The 20,004-nt window shown below is 67.2% G+C and carries 8 protein-coding genes; 3 read left to right on the forward strand and 5 right to left on the reverse strand.

Features of this window, described 5'->3' with window-relative positions; genetic code table 11:
- Positions 1–62 precede the first annotated feature (62 nt).
- Complete coding sequence (locus IM733_RS02510) at positions 63–614, reverse strand: exonuclease domain-containing protein (protein WP_248919389.1); 552 nt, start codon at positions 612–614, stop codon at positions 63–65.
- 190 nt (positions 615–804) lie between these two features.
- Between IM733_RS02510 and IM733_RS02515 the strand changes: the two genes are divergently transcribed.
- Positions 805–1,605, forward strand: a complete 801-nt coding sequence (locus tag IM733_RS02515; protein WP_248919390.1) for a substrate-binding periplasmic protein — start codon at positions 805–807, stop codon at positions 1,603–1,605.
- Positions 1,606–1,668: 63 nt separating this feature from the next.
- Positions 1,669–2,682 carry a GNAT family N-acetyltransferase gene (locus IM733_RS02520; RefSeq protein WP_248919391.1) on the forward strand — a complete coding sequence of 338 codons (1,014 nt, stop codon included), beginning with the start codon at positions 1,669–1,671 and terminating at the stop codon, positions 2,680–2,682.
- Positions 2,683–2,772: 90 nt separating this feature from the next.
- On the opposite strand, the gene IM733_RS02525 is transcribed toward IM733_RS02520, so the two are convergent.
- Positions 2,773–3,300, reverse strand: coding sequence for an RNA polymerase factor sigma-70 (locus IM733_RS02525; protein ID WP_011533064.1), 528 nt, complete (start codon positions 3,298–3,300; stop codon positions 2,773–2,775).
- Positions 3,301–3,619: 319 nt separating this feature from the next.
- On the opposite strand from IM733_RS02525, the gene IM733_RS02530 reads away from it, so the two are divergent.
- Positions 3,620–16,567: a non-ribosomal peptide synthetase gene (locus IM733_RS02530; RefSeq protein WP_248919392.1), complete on the forward strand. Its 12,948-nt coding sequence runs from the start codon at positions 3,620–3,622 to the stop codon at positions 16,565–16,567.
- Between the two features lie 81 nt (positions 16,568–16,648).
- Here the strand turns inward: IM733_RS02530 and dsbG are convergent, their stop codons facing one another.
- Genes dsbG through dsbD form a run of 3 tightly spaced genes read right to left on the reverse strand, consistent with a single transcriptional unit; the run spans position 16,649 to position 19,960 of the window.
- Positions 16,649–17,413, reverse strand: a complete 765-nt coding sequence (dsbG, locus tag IM733_RS02535) for a thiol:disulfide interchange protein DsbG (RefSeq protein ID WP_248919393.1) — start codon at positions 17,411–17,413, stop codon at positions 16,649–16,651.
- Position 17,414: 1 nt separating this feature from the next.
- Positions 17,415–18,245: a TlpA family protein disulfide reductase gene (locus tag IM733_RS02540; protein ID WP_248919394.1), complete on the reverse strand. Its 831-nt coding sequence runs from the start codon at positions 18,243–18,245 to the stop codon at positions 17,415–17,417.
- Entirely contained in the window at positions 18,245–19,960 is a 1,716-nt protein-coding gene (dsbD, locus tag IM733_RS02545) for a protein-disulfide reductase DsbD (protein WP_248919395.1), read from the reverse strand. The genes IM733_RS02540 and dsbD overlap by 1 nt, the downstream gene beginning before the upstream one ends.
- Between the last annotated feature and the right edge of the window lie 44 nt (positions 19,961–20,004).

The following is a 20,004-nucleotide window of genomic DNA, read 5'->3' on the forward strand; positions in this document are numbered from 1 at the left end:
CTGGGAAAGGGATGAAAAAAGGCTGGCCAGTATGCCCAAGGCCTGCCCTTGCGTCATCTGTTTCAGGCGCCGCCAACCGGCAGGCTCAGGGGCAGCAGGCGAGCCGTGTTGCGGGCATCCTCCAGGGCCCGATGCTGCTGCCCGGAGAACTGCAGCCCGGCCAGTTGCAGGGCGCTGTTGAGCCCCGCCGGCCGTTGCAGGTGGCGGGCCTTGGCGAAGCGCTGCTTGAGGTTGATGTGTGGCAGTTGCAGCAACAGGCTGTCGACATGGTGCAACTGCCATTCCTGCCGCAGTTGCTTGCGATCGTAGTCGCCCCAGCTCACCCAGGCTTGCAGTTGTGCCTGGTGGCTCTCCAACCAGCGTTCGCATTGCCCCCAGACCTCGCTGAACGGCGCGGCGTTGTCGACATCGGCCTGGCTGATATGGGTCAGCTCGCGGCAGAATGGCGTCAGCTGCGGCCGCCGCCTGGGCCGTACGAAGCGCTGGAAGTGGTCGACCTCGCGGCCTTCGCGGGTAACCAGGCTTGCGCCGATCTCTATGATTTCCATCTCCGTGACTGGCCAGCCGCCGTCATCGGTGGTGGCTTCCAGGTCGATCACCAACCAGTGGCCCATGCCAGGCTCCCTATCAATGCACAGTCGCCTGCGGATGTCGCAAGGACCTTTCGCGCAGGCCCGTAGAGCGTAGCCAAAGTCGCGGCGTACGGCATCCCCTGGCACTTTGGCATATCCGGCGGTTGTGCCCGCCCGGGAAAACGCCTAGCTTAGGTGAATTAAGGCCACAACCCGTGATGAGTGTCTCGACTTGATCCCACTGCCCCGCCTCAAGGTGTCGTCCTCCCTGCTGCTGTTCGCCGCGTTATTGCTCAGTGCCGTGGCCCGGGCCGACGAGGCGGTCGAGGTGAAGATCGGCGCGGCGCATTTCCCACCCTACACCGTACGCCCGGAGCAGGGCGCCGACACCGGCCTGCTGCCGCAACTGGTCGAGGCGTTGAACCAGCTGCACCCCGGTTATCGGTTCGTGCTGGTGCCCACCTCGATTCCGCGGCGCTTCGGTGACTTCCAGCAGGGGCGCACCGACATGGCGATCTTCGAGAACCCACAGTGGGGGTGGCAGGGGATCGCGCACAAGGCGGTGGACATGGGGCTCGAGGATGCCGAGATCTATGTCGCCCGGCCGCAGGCAGGGCGCGACCAGCACTATTTCGATGACCTGGAAGGCAAGCGCCTGGCGTTGTTCAACGGCTACCATTACGCGTTTGCCGATTTCAACGCCGACCCGGCTTATCTGAAGGAGCGCTATCGGGCGGCACTGACCTATTCCCACGACAGCAACCTGTCCATGGTCGAGCGTGGGCGTGCCGACATCGCCCTGGTCACTCGCTCGTATCTGAGCGACTTCCTCAAGCGCAATCCGCAGAGCAGCGGCCAGTTGATGGCCTCGCAGCGGGTCGACCAGGTCTACCATCACTACGCCTTGCTGCGCCCCGGCGCGCCGATCAGCCCCGAAGCATTTGCCGCGCTGATGCGTCGTCTGCGCGAGAACGGTGAATTGCTGCGCATCTTCCAGCCTTACCAGATCACCGTGGAAAAACCCCACGACTAAATTCCACGGGCGTGGCCACGTATTCAGGAGTGAGCCTTTATTTCATTCCCGTGAGCCATGACCATGCCGTTCGATGCCGCTTCGCAGCCTTCTTGTGCACCCCGCTGGCACAGCCTGCAGGCCGACGAGGGCGATTGCCGCCTGAGCCTGACCCTTGAAGGTCGCCCGTTGATCCAGGTGCGTCTGGTGGCGGCAGCCTGTCTTGAAGTCCACCTCGAGCAGCTCTGCCCGGAACGCCCGGAGCAGGCGTTGTGGGCGGCGTGCTACTGGTTGCTGTGCCGCGATCCGGCCTGCCAGCGACTGGCCTGGCAACTGCCGCAGCCGATATTGCAGGCGCTGGCCAGCGGGCTTTTGGTGGCCGGTGAACGGCCGGGCGAATATTTCTGTGAGCGCACCCTGTTCTGGCAATTGCCCCAGCCCTGGCTGGGCGAGCCCGTTGCCGGGGCCTACCCCCAGCAGATGCAGATCAGCAACGGCAAGCGCCACCCCCGGCGCGGGCCCAAGCCGCAGGGGGAGGTGTACCGGCGTTTCGATGCGCGCCTTGGGGCCTGGGTGTCACTGCGTACCCTGGAAATCGACCAGGACCTTGAGCGGTTCAACCGCTGGCAGAACAACCCGCGGGTCTTGCACTTCTGGCAGGAAGGCGGCTCGCTCGCCCAGCACCACGAGTACCTGGCCAAGCTGGAAACCGATCCGCATACCCTGACCTTGATTGGCTGTTTCGATGATGAACCCTTTGCCTACTTCGAAGCCTACTGGGCCAAGGAGGACCGCATCGCGCCGTTCTATTCGGCCGACGATTACGACCGTGGCATCCACATGCTGGTGGGGGAGGAGGCGCACCGTGGCCCACACAAGGTGGCCAGCTGGTTGTCGGCGCTGGTTCACTACCTGTTCCTCGACGACCCGCGCACCCAGCGCGTGGTGGCCGAACCGCGGGCCGACAACGGCAAGATGATCGGCTACCTGCACGACCAGTGCTTCCACTGCGAGAAAGAGTTCGATTTCCCGCACAAGCGTGCGGCGCTGATGATCCTGGGGCGCGAGCGGTTCTTCGAGCGCTGCACATTGGTGTGAGGCGGGTTCGCCAGCAAGGCTGGCTCCTACTGCTGGGTGAGATACCTGTAGGAGCCAGCCTTGCTGGCGAAGCGATCGTGATGTCGGCAATCAGCCCAGGCGGCTGCTCTTGCGGCAATGGATCAGCGCATCGCGGATCATGAAGTTGACCAGCGTCGGCGATACCCCCAGCTCCTTGGCGATGTCCTTCTGCGGTACCCCGTGCAGGCGATACATCTCGAAGGCGTAGCGGGTGCGTTGGGGCAGTTCGTTGAGGGCGTCGGCGATGTGTTCAAGGGTGGCGAGGTTGATATGGGTGGCTTCGGGCGAGGCGTTCTGGATGACCACGTTCAGTCCTTCCTCTTCGCTGCCTGAGTACTTCAGCTCCATGGCCTGCTTGCGGTAGTGATCGATGGCCAGGTTGCGCACGATCTGGAACAGGTAGCTGAGCTGGGCCTTGAACGACGAGGTGATCTGCGGGGCGGCACTGAGCCGGAAGAAGGCGTCCTGCACCACATCTTCGGCGCGGGACCGGCAACCGGTGATACGCGCGGCGATCTTGACCAGGATGCTGCGGTTGTCGACGAACGCCTGGAGCAGTGGTGAATCGCACTTACTTGTGGATAGTTGTTCCGCCATGGAAATCACCTTGTCTCTGTGGAAAAAGGGAGCACACCAAACTAGGAGGCTTCCTACGACGTGCGACAAGCTATTCATAATGATAATGATTGTCAAATACGAAAGTTAATGATTGTGCATTGCATTTGATTCTAAGCCGCAGGCTGTGACGGCCTTCAGCTTTTCCCGATGGCCGCGTCCCGCCCTTCGGGCCGGCCACGCTAATTTCTTCCCCGGTCCATCCGTTCCCCTGTGTACATCCGGCTGCCGAGCGCCGCCTGCCCTGATGGGCGGGGCGCCGCTCTGGCACGACTTACCCAGACACTGGCAGGAACATTCCATGACGGACGCCTTCGAACTCCCGCACTCGCTGGTCCAGGCCCTGGCGCAACGCGCCGCCCAGACCCCGGACCGGATCGCCTTGCGCTTCCTGGCCGATGCGCCCGGTGAGCAGGCCGTGCTCAGCTACCGGGACCTCGACCAGCGCGCACGGACCATCGCGGCCGCGTTGCAGGCCAGGGCCGGTTTCGGCGACCGTGCGGTGCTGCTGTTCCCCAGTGGGCCGGACTATGTCGCGGCGTTCTTCGGCTGCCTCTACGCCGGGGTCATCGCCGTGCCGGCCTATCCGCCGGAGTCCTCGCGCCAGCACCATCAGGAGCGGCTGCTGTCGATCATCGCCGACGCCGAGCCGCGCCTGCTGCTGACGGTAGAAGCGCTGCGCGACAGTTTGCAGGGCCTGGACGCGCTCACCGGCAGCCAAGCCCCTGGCTTGCTGGCGGTGGACCGGCTGGACCCGGCGCTCGCGGGCCAGTGGCGTGAACCGGCGCTGGCGGCGGATGACATCGCCTTCCTGCAGTACACCTCCGGCTCCACCGCACTCCCCAAGGGCGTGCAGGTCAGCCACGGCAACCTGGTGGCCAACGAACAGTTGATCCGCCACGGCTTCGGCATCGATGTGAACCCCGACGACGTCATCGTCAGCTGGTTGCCGCTGTACCACGACATGGGCCTGATCGGCGGCCTGCTGCAGCCGATCTTCAGTGGTGTGCCGTGCGTGCTGATGTCGCCGGGCTACTTCCTGGCCCGGCCGCTGCGCTGGTTGCAGGCGATCAGCGAGTACGGCGGCACCATCAGCGGCGGCCCGGACTTCGCCTACCGCCTATGCAGCGAACGGGTCAGCGAGGCCGCGTTGGCCGGGCTCGACCTGAGCCGCTGGCGCGTGGCTTACTCCGGCTCCGAGCCGATCCGCCAGGACAGCCTCGATACCTTCGCCGAGAAATTCGCCGCCTGTGGCTTCCAAGCCAGCAGCTTCTTCGCCAGCTACGGCCTGGCCGAGGCCACCCTGTTCGTCAGTGGCAGCCGTCGTGGCCAGGGTATCGGCGCCCTGCAACTGGATGCCGAGGCCTTCGCCGCCAATCGTGCCGAGCCGGGCCAGGGCAGTGTGCTGATGAGCTGCGGCTACCCGCAGCCGGGCCACGCGGTGCGCGTCGTCGAGCCTCAGCGCCTGGAGGTGTTGGGCGACAATCGTGTCGGTGAGATTTGGGCCGGCGGTCCGAGCATCGCCCTTGGCTACTGGCGCAACCCCGAAGCCAGTGCCCGTACCTTCGTCGAGATGGACGGCCAGACCTGGCTGCGCACCGGCGACCTGGGCTTCATGCGTGACGGTGAAGTGTTCGTCACCGGGCGGCTGAAGGACATGCTCATCGTCCGTGGCCAGAACCTCTACCCGCAAGACCTGGAAAAGACCCTGGAGCGTGAGCTCGAAGTGCTGCGCAAGGGCCGTGTCGCGGTGTTCGCCGTCGACGATCAGGGCGAGGAGGGCATCGGCGTGGCGGTGGAAATCAGCCGCAACGTGCAGAAGTCGACACCGCCCGACACACTGATCAACACCCTGCGCCGGGTCATCGCCGATGCCTGCCACCAGGCGCCGGCGGTGGTGCTGCTGCTCAACCCGGGCGCGTTGCCCAAGACCTCCAGCGGCAAACTGCAGCGCTCGGCCTGTCGCCTGCGTATGAACGACGGCAGCCTGGATTGCTATGCGCGCTTCCCGGCACAGGCCCAGGCATCGACCGGTGAAACCGAGGGTGACGACCTGCAGGCGCGCATCGCCGCGGTATGGCGCGACCTGCTCAAGGTCGAAGCCGTGGCGGCGGACGATCACTTCCTGCTGCTGGGCGGCAACTCCATCGCCGCGACCCAGGTGACCGCGCGCCTGGCTGACGAGCTGGGCGTGGCATTGAGCCTGCGCACGCTGTTCGAGGCGCCGACCCTGGCCGAGTACTCGGCGGCGCTGGCGGCCATCCTCGCCGAAGGCGGCGAGGGTGCCGGGCGTATCGTCCTGCAAACCCGCGACCAGGCCTTGCCGCAATCCCTGGCGCAGAACCGTCTGTGGCTGATGTGGCAACTGGAGCCGCAATCAGCCGCCTACAACATTCCAGCCGGCTTGCACCTGCGTGGCGAGCTGGATGAAGCCGCGCTCGAGGCGAGCTTCCAGGCCCTGGTTGCTCGGCACGAGTCGCTGCGCACCGTGTTCGACGAGGTCGATGGCCAGGCGCTGCAGCGCATCCTGCCGAGTTCGCCGCTGAGCGTGACGAGGCTCGACCTGGAAGGGCTGGATGCCGAGGACGTGGCTGCCCATCGCGAGCGTGAAGCACGGCAGCCGTTCGACCTGCGTGGCGGCCCGCTGCTGCGGGTCACCCTGGTGCGCCTGGACGACGAAACCCATCAACTGTGGGTGACCCTGCACCACATCGTCGCCGATGGCTGGTCACTGAACATCCTTCTCGACGAGTTCGCTCGCCTGTATGCCGCGCAAGACCAGGCAGCGAACCTGGCCGAGCTGCCCCTGGGCTACGCCGACTACGGTAACTGGCAGCGCCAGTGGCTGGCCGAAGGCGAGGCCGCACGACAACTGGCGTACTGGGCCGACAAGCTGGGCGATGAACTGCCGGTACTTGACCTGAGCACCGACCAGCCACGCGGCAACCAACGCAAGCACAGCGCGGCGCGCCTGAGCCTGAAGGTGCCGGCCAAGCTCGGCGGCGCCCTGAAAGACCTGGCCCGCGACCAGCAGGCCAGCCTGTTCATGGTGCTGCTGGCCGGCTGGCAGGCACTGCTGCACCGCTACACCGGCCAGGGTGATATCCGCGTCGGCGTGCCCAACGCCAACCGCCCGCGCCTGGAAACCCAGGGCATGGTCGGCTTCTTCATCAACACCCAGGTGCTGCGCGCCGAGCTCGAGGGGCGCCTGCCGTTCGAGCAGCTACTGGCCCAGGTGCGCCGAGCCACGCTCGAGGCCCAGGCCCACCAGGACCTGCCGTTCGAGCAATTGCTCGAAGCCTTGCCCCAAGCCCGTGAGCAGGGTCTGTTCCAGGTCATGTTCAACCATCAGCAGCGCGACCTTTCGGCCCTGCGCCGCCTGCCCGGCCTGCTCGCCGAAGAGCTGCCGTGGCACAGCCGCGAGGCCAAGTTCGACCTGCAACTGCACAGCGAGGAAGATCATCAGGGCCGCCTGAGCCTAGCCTTCGACTATGCCGACGAACTGTTCGATGCCAGCACCATCAAGCGCCTGGCCAATCACCTGCTGGCCCTGCTGGAGCAAGTCTGCGCCCAGCCGGCGTTGGCCCTGGGTGACGTGCGCCTGCTTGACGAGGCGGGCCGCGCGCAGCTGCTGGCCTGGGGGCAGGCGCCAATGCTGGCCGCGCCTCGCTTGTTGGTCGAACAGCTCAACGCGCAGGCCCGCCTGACCCCTGAACACACCGCGCTGGTGTGGGCGGGCGGTCAGCTCGACTATGCCGAACTGCACCAGCAGGCCAACCGCCTGGCCCACTACCTGCGCGACAAGGGCGTCGGCCCGGACACCTGCGTGGCCATCGCTATCGAGCGTTCGCCGCAACTGCTGGTCGGTCTGCTGGCCATCCTCAAGGCCGGTGGCGCCTATGTGCCGTTGGATGTCGACTACCCGACCGAACGCCTGGCGTACATGCTGGGTGACTGCCAGACCAGCCTGCTGCTCAGCCACAGCAGCCTGCTCGAGCGCTTGCCACAGCTCGACGGTGTCAGCGCCATCGCCCTCGACCAACTTCACCTGGACAGCTGGCCGAGCCAGGCCCCTGGCCTGCACCTGCACGGCGACAACCTGGCCTACGTGATCTACACCTCCGGCTCCACCGGCCAGCCCAAGGGCGTCGGCAACACCCACGCCGCATTGGCCGAGCGCCTGCACTGGATGCAAGCGACCTACGCGCTGGACAGCACCGATGTGCTCATGCAGAAGGCGCCGATCAGCTTCGACGTCTCGGTGTGGGAGTGCTTCTGGCCGCTGGTCACCGGGTGCCAGCTGGTGCTGGCCGGCCCTGGCGAGCACCGCGACCCGCAACGCATCGCCCAGCTGATTCAGCAGCACCAGGTGACCACGCTGCACTTCGTACCGCCGCTGTTGCAGGTGTTCGTCCAGGAACCGTTGGCCGCCGGCTGCACCAGCCTGCGTCGGCTGTTCTCCGGCGGCGAGGCACTGTCCGCCGCGCTGCGTGACCGTGTGCTGCGGCTGTTGCCACAGGTCCAGTTGCACAACCGCTATGGCCCGACCGAAACCGCGATCAACGTCACCCACTGGCATTGCCAGGGCAGCGATGGTGAACGTTCTCCGATTGGCCGCCCGCTGGGCAATGTGCTGTGCCGGGTGCTGGACGATGAATTCGAACTTGCCGCCCCTGGCGTGCCGGGTGAGCTGTGCCTGGGGGGCGTGGGCCTGGCCCGTGGCTACCTGGGCCGCCCAGGGCTGACCGCCGAGCGCTTCGTGCCCCAGCCCGACGGCGACGGCGCGCGCCTGTACCGCAGTGGCGACCGTGCCCGCTGGCATGTGCAAAGTGAAGCCCTGGACTACCTCGGTCGTCTCGACCAGCAGGTCAAGGTGCGTGGCTTCCGCGTCGAGCCGGAGGAGGTGCAGGCCGTGCTGCTGGCCCAGCCAGGGGTCGAGCAGGCCCTGGTGCTGATCCACCAGGGCGCCGTTGGCGCCCAACTGGTCGGCTACTACAGCGGGGGCGCGCAGAACGACGGGTTGCTGGCTGCCCTGGTCGAGCGTCTGCCGGCGTACATGGTACCGGCGCAATTGATCCACCTGGCGCGGATGCCCCTGGGCCCAAGTGGCAAGGTCGACCGCAAGGCACTGCCGGCGCCGGTGTGGCAGCAGCGCGAGCATGTCGAGCCGCACAGTGCATTGCAGCGGCAGGTCGCGGCCATCTGGCGTGAAGTGCTGAACCTGCCGCAGGTGGGTTTGCAGGATGATTTCTTCGCCCTCGGCGGCCACTCGCTGCTGGCCACCCAGATCGTTTCGCGCACCCGCCAGGCGCTGGATGTCGAGCTGCCGCTCAAGGCGCTGTTCGAAGCCAGCGAGCTGGGCGCCTTCTGTTCCGAGATCGCCCGCCTGCAAGCCAGTGGCGAACGCAACCTGCAAGGCGCGATCGCCCGGGTCGACCGCCGCCAGGCCGTGCCACTATCCTACTCGCAGCAGCGCATGTGGTTCCTCTGGCAGATGGAGCCGGACAGCCCGGCCTACAACGTCGGTGGCATGGCGCGGTTCAAGGGTGTGCTGCATGTGGACGCCTTCGAGCGCGCCCTGCAAGCCCTGATCGTGCGCCATGAAACCCTGCGCACCACCTTCCCGAGCATCGACGGCAAGCCATACCAGTGCGTAGCGGGCGACAGCACCCTGCACCTGCACTGGCACGACTTCAGCAGCGACGCCGCCGAGGTTCGCCAGCAGCGCCTGCGGCAACTGGCCGACGACCAGGCGCACCAGCCCTTCGACCTGGAGTGCGGCCCGCTGCTGCGCGCCTGCCTGGTCAAGGCCGACGAGCGCGAGCACTACTTCGTGCTGACCCTGCACCACATCGTTACCGAAGGCTGGGCCATGGACATCTTCGCCCGCGAACTGGGCGAGCTGTACGAGGCCTTCGTCGACGAGCGCGAGTCGCCGCTGGCGCCGCTGCCGGTGCAGTACCTCGACTACAGCGTCTGGCAGCGCCAGTGGCTGGAGGGCGGCGAGGGCGCGCGCCAGCTGGCCTACTGGAAAGACCGCCTGGGCGACGAGCACCCGGTGCTGGCCTTGCCGGCCGACCGCCCGCGCCCGGCGGTGCAGAGCCATCGTGGCGAGCTTTATCGTTTTGACCTGGCCCCGGCGCTGGTCGAGCGCGTGCACGCCTTCAACAGCCAGCGCGGCCTGACCCTGTTCATGACCATGACCGCCACCCTGGCCGCGCTGCTGCACCGCTACAGCGGGCAGCGCGACTTGCGCATCGGCGCACCGGTAGCCAACCGCATCCGCCCGGAAAGCGAAGGGCTGATCGGCGCCTTCCTCAACACCCAGGTACTGCGCTGCGAGGTGGATGGGCAGATGAGCGCCGACGCGCTGCTCGATCAGGTGCGCCAGGCCATCATCGACGGCCAGTCGCACCAGGACCTGCCGTTCGAGCAACTGGTCGAAGCACTGCAACCGCCGCGCTCCAGCGCCTACAACCCGCTGTTCCAGGTGATGTGCAACGTGCAGCGCTGGGCCTTCCAGCAAAGCCGCGAGCTGGTGGGCATGCAGGTGGACTACCTGGTCAACGATGCCAGTGCCACCAAGTTCGACCTGTACCTGGAAGTCACCGACCTCGATGGCCGCCTGGGCTGTTGCTTCACCTACAGCCGCGACCTGTTCGACGAGCCGCGCATCGCGCGCATGGCCGAGCACTGGCAGCACTTGCTGGTGGCCTTGCTCGACGATCCTCGCCAGCGTCTGTGCGAACTGCCGATGCTGGCCGAAGCCGAGCAGCAGGTGCTGGTCGGCCAGCTCCAGGGCGAGCAGGACTTCGAGCTCACCCAGACGCTGCACGGCCTGTTCGCCGCCCAGGCCGAACGCACGCCACAGGCGCTGGCGCTGACCTTCGCCGGCACCCACCTGAGCTACGCCGAGCTCGACCAGCAGGCCAACCGCCTGGCCCGCGCCCTGCGTGAACGCGGGGTTGGCCCGCAGGTACGGGTGGGCCTGGCGCTGGAGCGTTCGCTGGAGATGGTGATCGGCCTGCTGGCCATCCTCAAGGCCGGTGGCGCCTATGTGCCGCTGGATCCGGAGTACCCGCTCGACCGCCTGCGCTACATGATCGAGGACAGCCGCCTCGGGTTGTTGATCGGCCAGCGCGCGCTGCTCGACACCCTGGGCGAGCTGCCCGAAGGCGTCACCCGCTGGAGCCTCGAGGACGACGCCGCCAGCCTGGCCGCCTACAGCGACGCGCCACTGGACAACCTCAACCTGCCGCAACACCAGGCCTACCTGATCTACACCTCAGGTTCCACCGGCAAGCCCAAGGGCGTGGTGGTCAGCCATGGCGAGATCGCCATGCACTGCCAGGCGGTCATCGCTGAATTCGGCATGCGCAGCGACGACTGCGAGCTGCACTTCTATTCGATCAACTTCGACGCCGCCAGCGAACGCCTGCTGACGCCGCTGCTGTGCGGCGCCCGCGTGGTGCTGCGGGCCCAGGGCCAGTGGGGTGCCGAAGAAATCTGCCAGCTGGTGCGCGACCAGCAGGTGAGCATTCTCGGCTTCACCCCGAGCTACGGCAGCCAGTTGGCCCAGTTCCTGGCCGGGCAGGGCGAGCAACTGCCGGTGCGCCTGGTGATCACCGGGGGCGAGGCGCTGACCGGCGAGCATCTGCAACGCATTCGCCAGGCCTTCATACCCCAGCAGTTCTTCAACGCCTACGGCCCGACCGAAACCGTGGTCATGCCGCTGGCGTGCCTGGCGCCGGATACGCTGCCCGTCGCTGCCGGCAGCGTGCCGATCGGCCGGGTGATCGGTGCGCGCACCGCCTACATCCTCGACGAGGACCTGGCCCTGCTGCCGCAAGGTGGCATCGGTGAACTGTACGTGGGCGGCACAGGCCTGGCCCAGGGTTACCACGACCGTCCGGGGCTGAGCGCCGAGCGTTTCGTCGCCGACCCGTTCAGCCACGACGGTGGCCGCCTGTACCGTACCGGCGACCTGGTGCGCCTGCGCGCCGATGGCCTGGTGGAGTACGTCGGCCGTGCCGACCAGCAGGTGAAGATCCGCGGCTTCCGTATCGAGCTGGGCGAGATCGAAAGCTGCCTGCTGGAGCATGCCGATATCGAGGAGGCCGTGGTGCTGGCCCTCGACCTGCCAGGTGGCAAGCAACTGGTGGGTTACCTGGTCTGCCCGCAGGCCAGTGGCGACCCGGCTGCACAGGCCGCGCTGCGCGAAGCAGTCAAGGCCGACGCTCGCCTGCACCTGCCGGACTATATGGTGCCGGCGCACCTGGTGCTGCTCGAGCGCCTGCCGCTGATGGGCAACGGCAAGCTCGACCGCCGCGCGCTGCCGGCCCCGGACCTGGAGCAGCCACGCCAGCACTACCAGGCCCCGGCCAACGCACTGGAAACCCAGCTGGCGCAGGTCTGGCGTGAAGTGCTCAACGTCTCGCGCATCGGTGTGCAGGACAACTTCTTCGAACTGGGCGGCGACTCGATCCTGTCGATCCAGGTGGTCAGCCGCGCTCGTCAGCTGGGGTTGCAGTTCACCCCGCGCGACCTGTTCCAGCACCAGACCATCCAGACCCTGGCCGCCGTGGTCACCCGCAGTCAAGCACCCAGCGATATCGAACAAGGCCAGCGCCAGGGGCGCACCGGCCTGACCCCGATCCAGCACTGGTTCTTCGACAGCGAAGTGGCGCAGCCACAGCACTGGAACCAGGCAGTCCTGCTGCGGGCGCTTCAGCCCCTGCAGGCCGAGATACTGGAGCAGGCCTTGAACGCACTGGTGGCGCATCACGACAGCCTGCGGCTGCGCTTCGAACAGCACAACGGACGTTGGCAGGGCAGCTATGGCCAGCCGATGGGCCAGCCGCTGCTGTGGACGGCCACGGTGACCGACTTCGACGACTGCCAGGCCCTTTACACCGATGTGCAACGCAGCCTCGACCTGGCACAGGGGCCGCTATTGCGCGCGCTGCTGGTGACCGACGGCCAGGGCGCGCAACGCCTGTTGCTGGCGATCCACCACCTGGTGGTCGACGGTGTGTCCTGGCGTGTGCTGCTGGAAGACGTGCAGGCGCTCTACCGCGGCGAAGCCCTCGCGGCCAAGACCCACGCCATGGGCGACTGGGCCGCGCGCCTGGCCGGCTATGCCAGCAGCGACTCGCTGCGCGATGAGCTGGGTTGGTGGGAAGGCCAGCTGGGCAGCGCCCGCCGTGAGCTGCCGTGCGATCACCCGCAAGGCGAGAACCTGAATCGTCATGCGCGCAGCGTGGCCATCGATCTGGATGTAGAACAGACCCGTCAGTTGCTGCAACAGGCTCCAGCGGCCTACCACACTCAGGTCAACGACCTGCTGCTGACCGCTCTGGCCCGCACCCTGTGCCGCTGGAGCGGCGACGAGCAGGTGCTGGTGCAACTGGAAGGCCACGGTCGTGACGGTCTGTTCGAGGACATGGACCTGACCCGCAGCGTCGGCTGGTTCACCAACGCCTACCCGCTGAGCCTGACCCCCGCCGCCGGCGAGGACGAGCCAGCCCGCGCGGCGTCGATCAAACGCATCAAGGAACAGCTGCGCCAGGTGCCGCACAAGGGGCAGGGCTACGGCGTGCTGCGCTACCTGGCCGATGACGCCGACCGTGAGCGCATGGCCGCGCTGCCCCAGGCGCGTATCACCTTCAACTACCTCGGTCAGTTCGACCAGCAGTTCGATACGGCCGCGCTGTTCCAGCCGCTCGACGCCCCGGCCGGCCTGGCCCATGACCTGGATGCGCCGCTGCCCAACTGGCTCAGCGTCGACGGCCAGGTGTACGGCGGCACCCTGCAACTGCGCTGGAGCTTCAGCGCCGAGCGTTACGACGAGGCAACCATCGCCCAGTTGGCCGAGGCCTATCGCCAGGAGCTGCTGGCCCTGATCGCCCACTGCCTGGCGGATGGCAACGGCAGCTTCACGCCATCGGACTTCCCGCTGGCGCAACTGAGCCAGGAACAGATCGACGCGCTGCCGGTACCGGCTGCCGAGATCGAGGATGTCTACCCGCTGACGCCGATGCAGGAAGGCCTGCTGCTGCACACCCTGCTGGAGCCGGGCACCGGCCTGTACTACATGCAGGACCGTTACCGCATCAACAGCGCCCTGGACCCCGAGCGCTTCGCCCAGGCCTGGCAGGCCGTGGTGGCGCGCCACGAAGCCCTGCGCGCGTCGTTCAGCTGGAATGCCGGCGAAGCGATGCTGCAGATCATCCACAAGCCGGGCCACACACCGGTGGACTACCAGGACTGGCGCGGCCTCGACGAGGCCACCCAGGAGGCGCGCCTGCAGGCTCTGCACAGGCAGGAGCGCGAGGCCGGCTTCGAGCTGCTGCGCGAGGCGCCGTTCCACCTGCGCCTGGTGCGGGTGGACGACGCGCGCTATTGGTTCATGATGAGCAACCACCACATCCTCATCGATGCCTGGTGCCGTTCGCTGCTGATGAATGACTTCTTCGAGCTCTACCGGGCCCTCGGCGAAGGCCGCCAGGCGCAACTGCCGGCACCGCCGCGCTACCGCGACTATATCGGTTGGTTGCAGCGCCAGGACCTGGGCGAGGCGCGCCAGTGGTGGCAGGACAACCTGGCCGGTTTCGAACGCGCCACGGCGATCCCCAGCGACCGCCCGCTGCGCCATGAGCATACCGGCGATGGCATGGTGGTCGGCGATTGCTACACCCGCCTCGAAGTCGCCGAGGGTGCCCGCCTGCGCGAGCTGGCCCAGGCTCACCAGTTGACCGTCAACACCTTCGCCCAGGCGGCCTGGGCCCTGACCCTGGCACGCTACAGTGGCGAGCGTGACGTGGTGTTCGGCGTCACCGTGGCCGGGCGCCCGGTGAGCCAGCCGCAGATGCAGCGCACGGTCGGCCTGTTCATCAACAGCATCGCCCTGCGCGTGCAGTTGCCGCAGCCGGGCGAGCGCGCCAGCGTGCGCCACTGGTTGCAAGGCTTGCTGGACCGCAACATGCAGCTGCGCGAGTACGAGTACCTGCCGCTGGTGGCGATCCAGGCGTGCAGCGAGTTGCCCAAGGGCCAGCCGCTGTTCGACAGCTTGTTCGTGTTCGAGAACGCCCCGGTGGAAACCGCGGTGCTCGACCACGCCCAGCACCTGAACGCCAGTTCCGATTCGGGCCGCACCCACACCAACTTCCCGCTGACTGCGGTGTGCTACCCGGGCGACGACCTGGGCCTGCACTTGTCGTTCGACCAGCGCTACTTCGACTTCCCCACCGTCGAACGCCTGCTGGCCGAGTTCAAGCGCCTGCTGCTGGCGCTGGTCGAGGGCTTCGAAGGGGAGGTGGGTGAGCTGCCGTTGCTCGGCGCCGATGAGCAACGCTTCCTGCTCGACGACTGCAACCGCACCGAGCATGCCTATCAACTGGAGCAGAGCTATGTCGAACTGTTCGAGGCGCGGGTTGCCGCCCATCCGCAACGCACCGTTGCCCGCTGCCTGGACGCCGCGTTCGACTATGCCGGGCTTAACCTGGCGGCCAACCGCCTGGGCCATGCCCTGGTCGCGGCAGGCGTGGCCGTCGATCAGCCGGTGGCGCTGTTGGCCGAGCGTGGCCTGGCATTGCTGGGCATGATCGTCGGCAGCTTCAAGGCCGGCGCTGGCTACCTGCCGCTGGATCCAGGCTTGCCGTCGGCGCGCCTGCAACGCATCGTCGAGTTGAGCCGTACGCCGGTACTGGTGTGCAGCGCCGCCTGCGCCGAGCAGGCGCGTCTGCTGCTCGATGAAGTGGCGGGGGCCGTGCGGCCCAAGTTGCTGGTGTGGGAAGAGGTACAGGCGAGCAACGTCGCCAGCCACAACCCAGGCATTCACAGCGGGCCGGACAACCTCGCCTACGTGATCTACACCTCAGGCTCCACCGGTTTGCCCAAAGGGGTGATGGTCGAACAGCGCGGCATGCTCAACAATCAGCTGAGCAAGGTGCCGTACCTGGCGCTGGACGAGCAGGACGTGATTGCCCAGACCGCCTCGCAAAGCTTCGACATCTCGGTGTGGCAGTTCCTTGCCGCGCCGTTGTTCGGGGCCCGGGTGGAGATCGTGCCGAACGCCATCGCCCACGATCCCCAGGGCTTGCTGGCCCACGTGCAGGCCACCGGCATCACCGTGCTGGAAAGCGTGCCGTCGCTGATCCAGGGCATGCTGGCCAACGACCACCAGGCCCTCGACGGCCTGCGCTGGATGCTGCCCACCGGCGAGGCGATGCCGCCGGAGCTTGCCGCGCAATGGCTGCAGCGGTATCCGGCCATCGGCCTGGTCAACGCCTATGGCCCGGCGGAGTGTTCGGACGATGTGGCGTTCTTCCGCGTTGACCTCGAATCGACCCAGGGCAGCTACTTGCCGATCGGCACGCCGACCGACAACAACCGCCTGTACCTGCTGGGCGAGGACCAGACCCTGGTACCGCTGGGCGCGGTGGGCGAGCTGTGCGTCGCTGGCACTGGCGTGGGCCGAGGTTATGTCGGCGACCCGGTGCGCACGGCGCAGGCTTTCATCCCACACCCTTACGGGGCACCGGGTGAGCGCCTGTACCGCACTGGCGACCTGGCCCGCCGCCGCCCGGATGGCGTGCTGGAATATGTCGGCCGTATCGACCATCAGGTGAAGATCCGCGGCTACCGCATCGAGCTGGGCGAGATCGAAGCGCGCCTGCACGAGCAGCCGGAACTGCGCGATGCCGCCGTGGGCGTGCAGGAGGGCGTCAACGGCAAGCACCTGGTCGGCTACCTGGTGGCGCACCAGGGTGTCGAGGCCGATGCTTCGCTGCTCGACCAGCTCAAGCAACGCCTGCGTGCCGAGTTGCCGGAATACATGGTGCCGCTGCACTGGGGCTGGTTCGACAGCCTGCCGCACAACGCCAACGGCAAGCTCGACCGCAAGGCGCTGCCGGCCATCGACATCGGTGGCCAGCACAGCCAGGCCTACCTGGCGCCGCGCAACGAACTGGAGGAGACCCTCGCCGGTATCTGGGCCGATGTGCTCAAGGCCGAGCGGGTAGGGGTGTGCGACAACTTCTTCGAGCTGGGTGGGCATTCGCTGCTGGCCACGCAGATTGCCTCGCGGGTGCAGAAGGCGCTGAGTTTGAACGTGCCGTTGCGGGCGATGTTCGAGTGCGGCACGGTGGAAGAGTTGGCGGCCTATGTGCAGGGGCTGCAGGGCAGTGCGCTGGACGATGACAAGGTCGATCGCCTGAGTGACCTGATGGCGGAGCTCGAGGCGCTCTGACAGGTTCGCCGGCAAGCCGGCTCTTACAGGGGATGCGATACCTGTACGAGCCGGCTTGCCAGCGAAAGGGCCGGAACAGGTTTAGCGCTTGCCGAGAATCTTCCCGAGCATCTCTGGCCGCGGCGCCCCTTGCTGGCTCTGCAGCTGACCTTTCTCATCCTGATAGAAGATCGCCGGCGTCGCTGCCAGCCCCAGCTCTTCCATCAGTGCCTGGTTGCCCTCGAGCTTCTTCTGCACCGCCTCGGGTACTTTCTCAAGCGGCTTGAGCGTGCTGGCCTTGCCAGCCTTCTCGTGGGTTTGCAGGGCCATCGCCGGGTCCTTGGCGGCCAGCAGGGCGGCGGACTTGCCCGGGCTGTCCTCGCGGATGATGCCGACCATGATGTGGCGCAACTGCACCTTGCCCGACGCCACCCACGGCCGCGCCTGCTCCCAGAACATGTTGCAGTAGGGGCAGTTGGGGTCGCTGAACAGGTAGACGATGCGCGGCGCGTCAGCCTTGCCGTCCTGGATCCAGGCGGCCTTCTCCATCTTCGCCCAGATCGCCTTGCTCATGGGCGCGTACACCAGTTTCTCCAGCGGCTCGGCGCTGAGGTCCTTGCCCTGCTCGTCGAACAGGCTGCCCACCAGCACATGCTTGCCGTCGGGTGTCAGGTACAGGGCGATGCCGTTGTTGTGGTATTCGGCGGCATAGCCGCGCAGGCCGTTGGGGGCGTCGAAGCTGCCCTTGATCACAGCGCCCTTGGCCTGCAGTTGCTGGATCGGCTTGGGCAACTCTTCTGCGTGCAGCACGGGGGCGGCGAGCAGGGCGAGGGTCAGGGGCAGGGGCAGCAGCGCATTCAATCGCATGTCAGTTTCCTTGTGGGGCGGGCGCGTCGGCGCGTTCAAAGGGTTCCAGGGCGTGGCGCAGACTGGCGCGCGACAGTTCGCCCAGGTGGCTGCCGACCAGCCGGCCATCGGCGTTGTAGAACAGGGTGGTGGGCAGGGCCATGGAGCCGACCCGGCGGGCCAGCTCGCCGGTGCCGTCGAACAGCACATGGGACAGCATCAGGCCGGTGGTGGCCATGAAGGTGCTGACGTTTTCCGGGGTTTCGCCCTGGTTGACGAACAGGAAGGTCACGTGGGGGTAGTCGTCCTCGGCCTGTTGCAGCACCGGCATCTCGCGGCGGCAAGGTGGGCACCAGGTGGCCCAGATGTTGATCACCAGCGGCCGGCCACGGTAGTCGTGCAGGGCCACAGCCTGGCCGCGGCTGTCGTGCAAGGTCATCTGTGGCAGCTCGGTGCCCTTGCTGTAGAGGTGGCTGGCCAGGCTGCCGAGCCCCCAGAACAGCGCACCGCTGAACAACGCCCAGCCCAGTGGCCGGCGCAGGCCTGGACGGCGCCAGCCCTGCCAGAGGGTGCCCAGCACCACGCCCAGCAGGCCACCCCAGAGCAGGAAGCCGCCGTCGCGGATATCGATGATCTGCAGCGGGTCGTCGCGGTATATCGGCCAGTAGGCCAGCACGAAACCCAAGCGGGCGAACAGCAGGCCCAGCAGGAACAGGTTGAACAGCGCCGGCTCGGGGTTCTCGCCCCCGCGCCTGGCCACGCGCCAACCCACCAGGCTGGCGATACCCAGGGCCGCAAGCAGCAGCAGGTGGTTCAGGGCCATGGTCAATGGCCCGAGGGTGACGGTCAGCATCAGCCTTGACTCCTGGTCTGGGCCCAGTGCTTCAGGAAACCGGCGGCGTCGACTTCGCCGGTGATGCGCTGGGCGCGGCGTTCATCGCCCTCGGGGCCGATCCAGATCAGGCTGGGCGGGCCGGGGACCTGGTAGCGCTGCAGCAGCTCGCGGCTGGCCGACGAGTCGGCGGTGACGTCCAGACGCACCAGGTGAACGCCGGCCAGACTGGTCAGTACGTCAGGGCGGGCGAACACCTGCTTCTCCATTACCTTGCACGACACGCACCAGTCGGCATAGTAGTCCAGCATCACCCACTGGCCACGGGCCTTGGCGGCATCGAGTTCGCGCTGCAGGTCGGCGGGGGCGCTGACGCTGACGAAGGCATCGTGGGCATCGCCCCGTGCGGTGCCGTCAGTTTGGCCGGTGAATGGCTGCAGTGGTTGCCACAGGTCATTGCCACCGGCGGCAGCACCCACCAGCAGCAGGCCCCCCCACAATGCACCCAGCAGCGGCACCGCGCGCAGCGCCGGTAACGCGTGCAGGGCCGGCCAGGTCGCCCAGCCCAGGGCGATCAGCCAGCCCCCTGCCAGGGCCAGCAACAGCGGTTCGGGCAGCAGGGTGCGCACGGTGTACAGGGCCATGGCCAGGAACACGAAGCCGAACACCCCTTTGACCCGGTTCATCCAGGCGCCCGGGCGTGGCAGGTAGCGGTTGCCCAGGGTCACCAGCAACAGCAGCGGCACGCCCATGCCCAGCCCAAGGCTGAACAGCACCAGTGCGCCTTGCAGCATGTCGCCGCTCTGGGCGATGTAGAGCAGGGCGCCGGCCAGCGGGGCGGTCATGCAGGGGCCGAGCAGCAGGCCCGACAGCGCGCCGAGCAGCGCCGCACCATACAGGTTGCCGCCCCGGGTGCCTTGCCCGGCGCGGTCCAGGCGATCGCGCAGGGCGGCGGGCAGTTGCAGTTCGAAGGCGCCGAACATCGGCAGGGCCAGGAGCACGAACAGCGCCGCCAGGCTGCCCAGCAGCCAGGGTTGCTGTAACCAGGCCTGCAGGCTGGCGCCCAGCAGTGCGGCGACCACCCCCAATGCGGCGTACACCAGCGCCATGCTCAGTACATAGACCCCGGCCAGCAGCCAGCCGCGCCGGGCGCTGGCGCCGTTGCCCAGGACCAGCCCGGCGAGGATCGGCAGCATGGGTAGCGAGCAGGGCGTGAAGGCCAGCAGCAGGCCCAGGCCGAAGAAGGCCAGCAGGCTCCAGGCGAGGGTGGATTGTTGCAGGTCGCTGGCCAGTGCCTGGTCGCTGGCTTGCGCCGTGTCTTGTGCCGGTGTCACGCCGCCAAGCTCAATGGGTGTGGTCTGTGGTGGATAGCACAGGCCGGCATCGGCGCAGCCTTGCCAGCCCAGGCGCAACTCGCCGCTGGCGCTGGGCGGTAGCAAGAGTTCGAGCTGGTCGCGGTAAACCGCGCTGTCGCCAAAGAACTCGTCGTTGTGATTGAGCGCAGGAGGTAGCGCTGGGTGTTGTTCTTCAGGCAGGCCATCGAACTTCAGGCGCTTCTGGTAGAGGTAATAACCATCCTTGATCTGGAAGTGCAGGCGCATCTGGCCGTCAGGCAGGCGGTCGTGGGTCAGCACGAAGGCCTGGTCGACCGGCAGGAAGTCCGGTTTGACAGCAAAGGGGTTGGCCTGGAGCGGGCCGGCGAGCAGGAATGTCAGGAACAACAGGAGTACACGCATGTCGACGCCTTGGCAGAGCTTTGAAGGGGATCATGCTGGGCGCG

Source organism: Pseudomonas entomophila (genome assembly GCF_023277925.1).
Lineage (GTDB): Bacteria > Pseudomonadota > Gammaproteobacteria > Pseudomonadales > Pseudomonadaceae > Aquipseudomonas > Aquipseudomonas entomophila_D.

Bases quoted from the DNA above. Each gene is read 5' to 3' on its own strand.
- IM733_RS02510 (WP_248919389.1), bottom strand. From the start codon at position 614: ATGGGCCACTGGTTGGTGATCGACCTGGAAGCCACCACCGATGACGGC.
- IM733_RS02520 (WP_248919391.1), top strand. From the start codon at position 1,669: ATGCCGTTCGATGCCGCTTCGCAGCCTTCTTGTGCACCCCGCTGGCAC.
- IM733_RS02525 (WP_011533064.1), bottom strand. From the start codon at position 3,300: ATGGCGGAACAACTATCCACAAGTAAGTGCGATTCACCACTGCTCCAG.
- IM733_RS02530 (WP_248919392.1), top strand. From the start codon at position 3,620: ATGACGGACGCCTTCGAACTCCCGCACTCGCTGGTCCAGGCCCTGGCG.
- dsbG (WP_248919393.1), bottom strand. From the start codon at position 17,413: ATGCGATTGAATGCGCTGCTGCCCCTGCCCCTGACCCTCGCCCTGCTC.
- IM733_RS02540 (WP_248919394.1), bottom strand. From the start codon at position 18,245: ATGCTGACCGTCACCCTCGGGCCATTGACCATGGCCCTGAACCACCTG.
- dsbD (WP_248919395.1), bottom strand. From the start codon at position 19,960: ATGCGTGTACTCCTGTTGTTCCTGACATTCCTGCTCGCCGGCCCGCTC.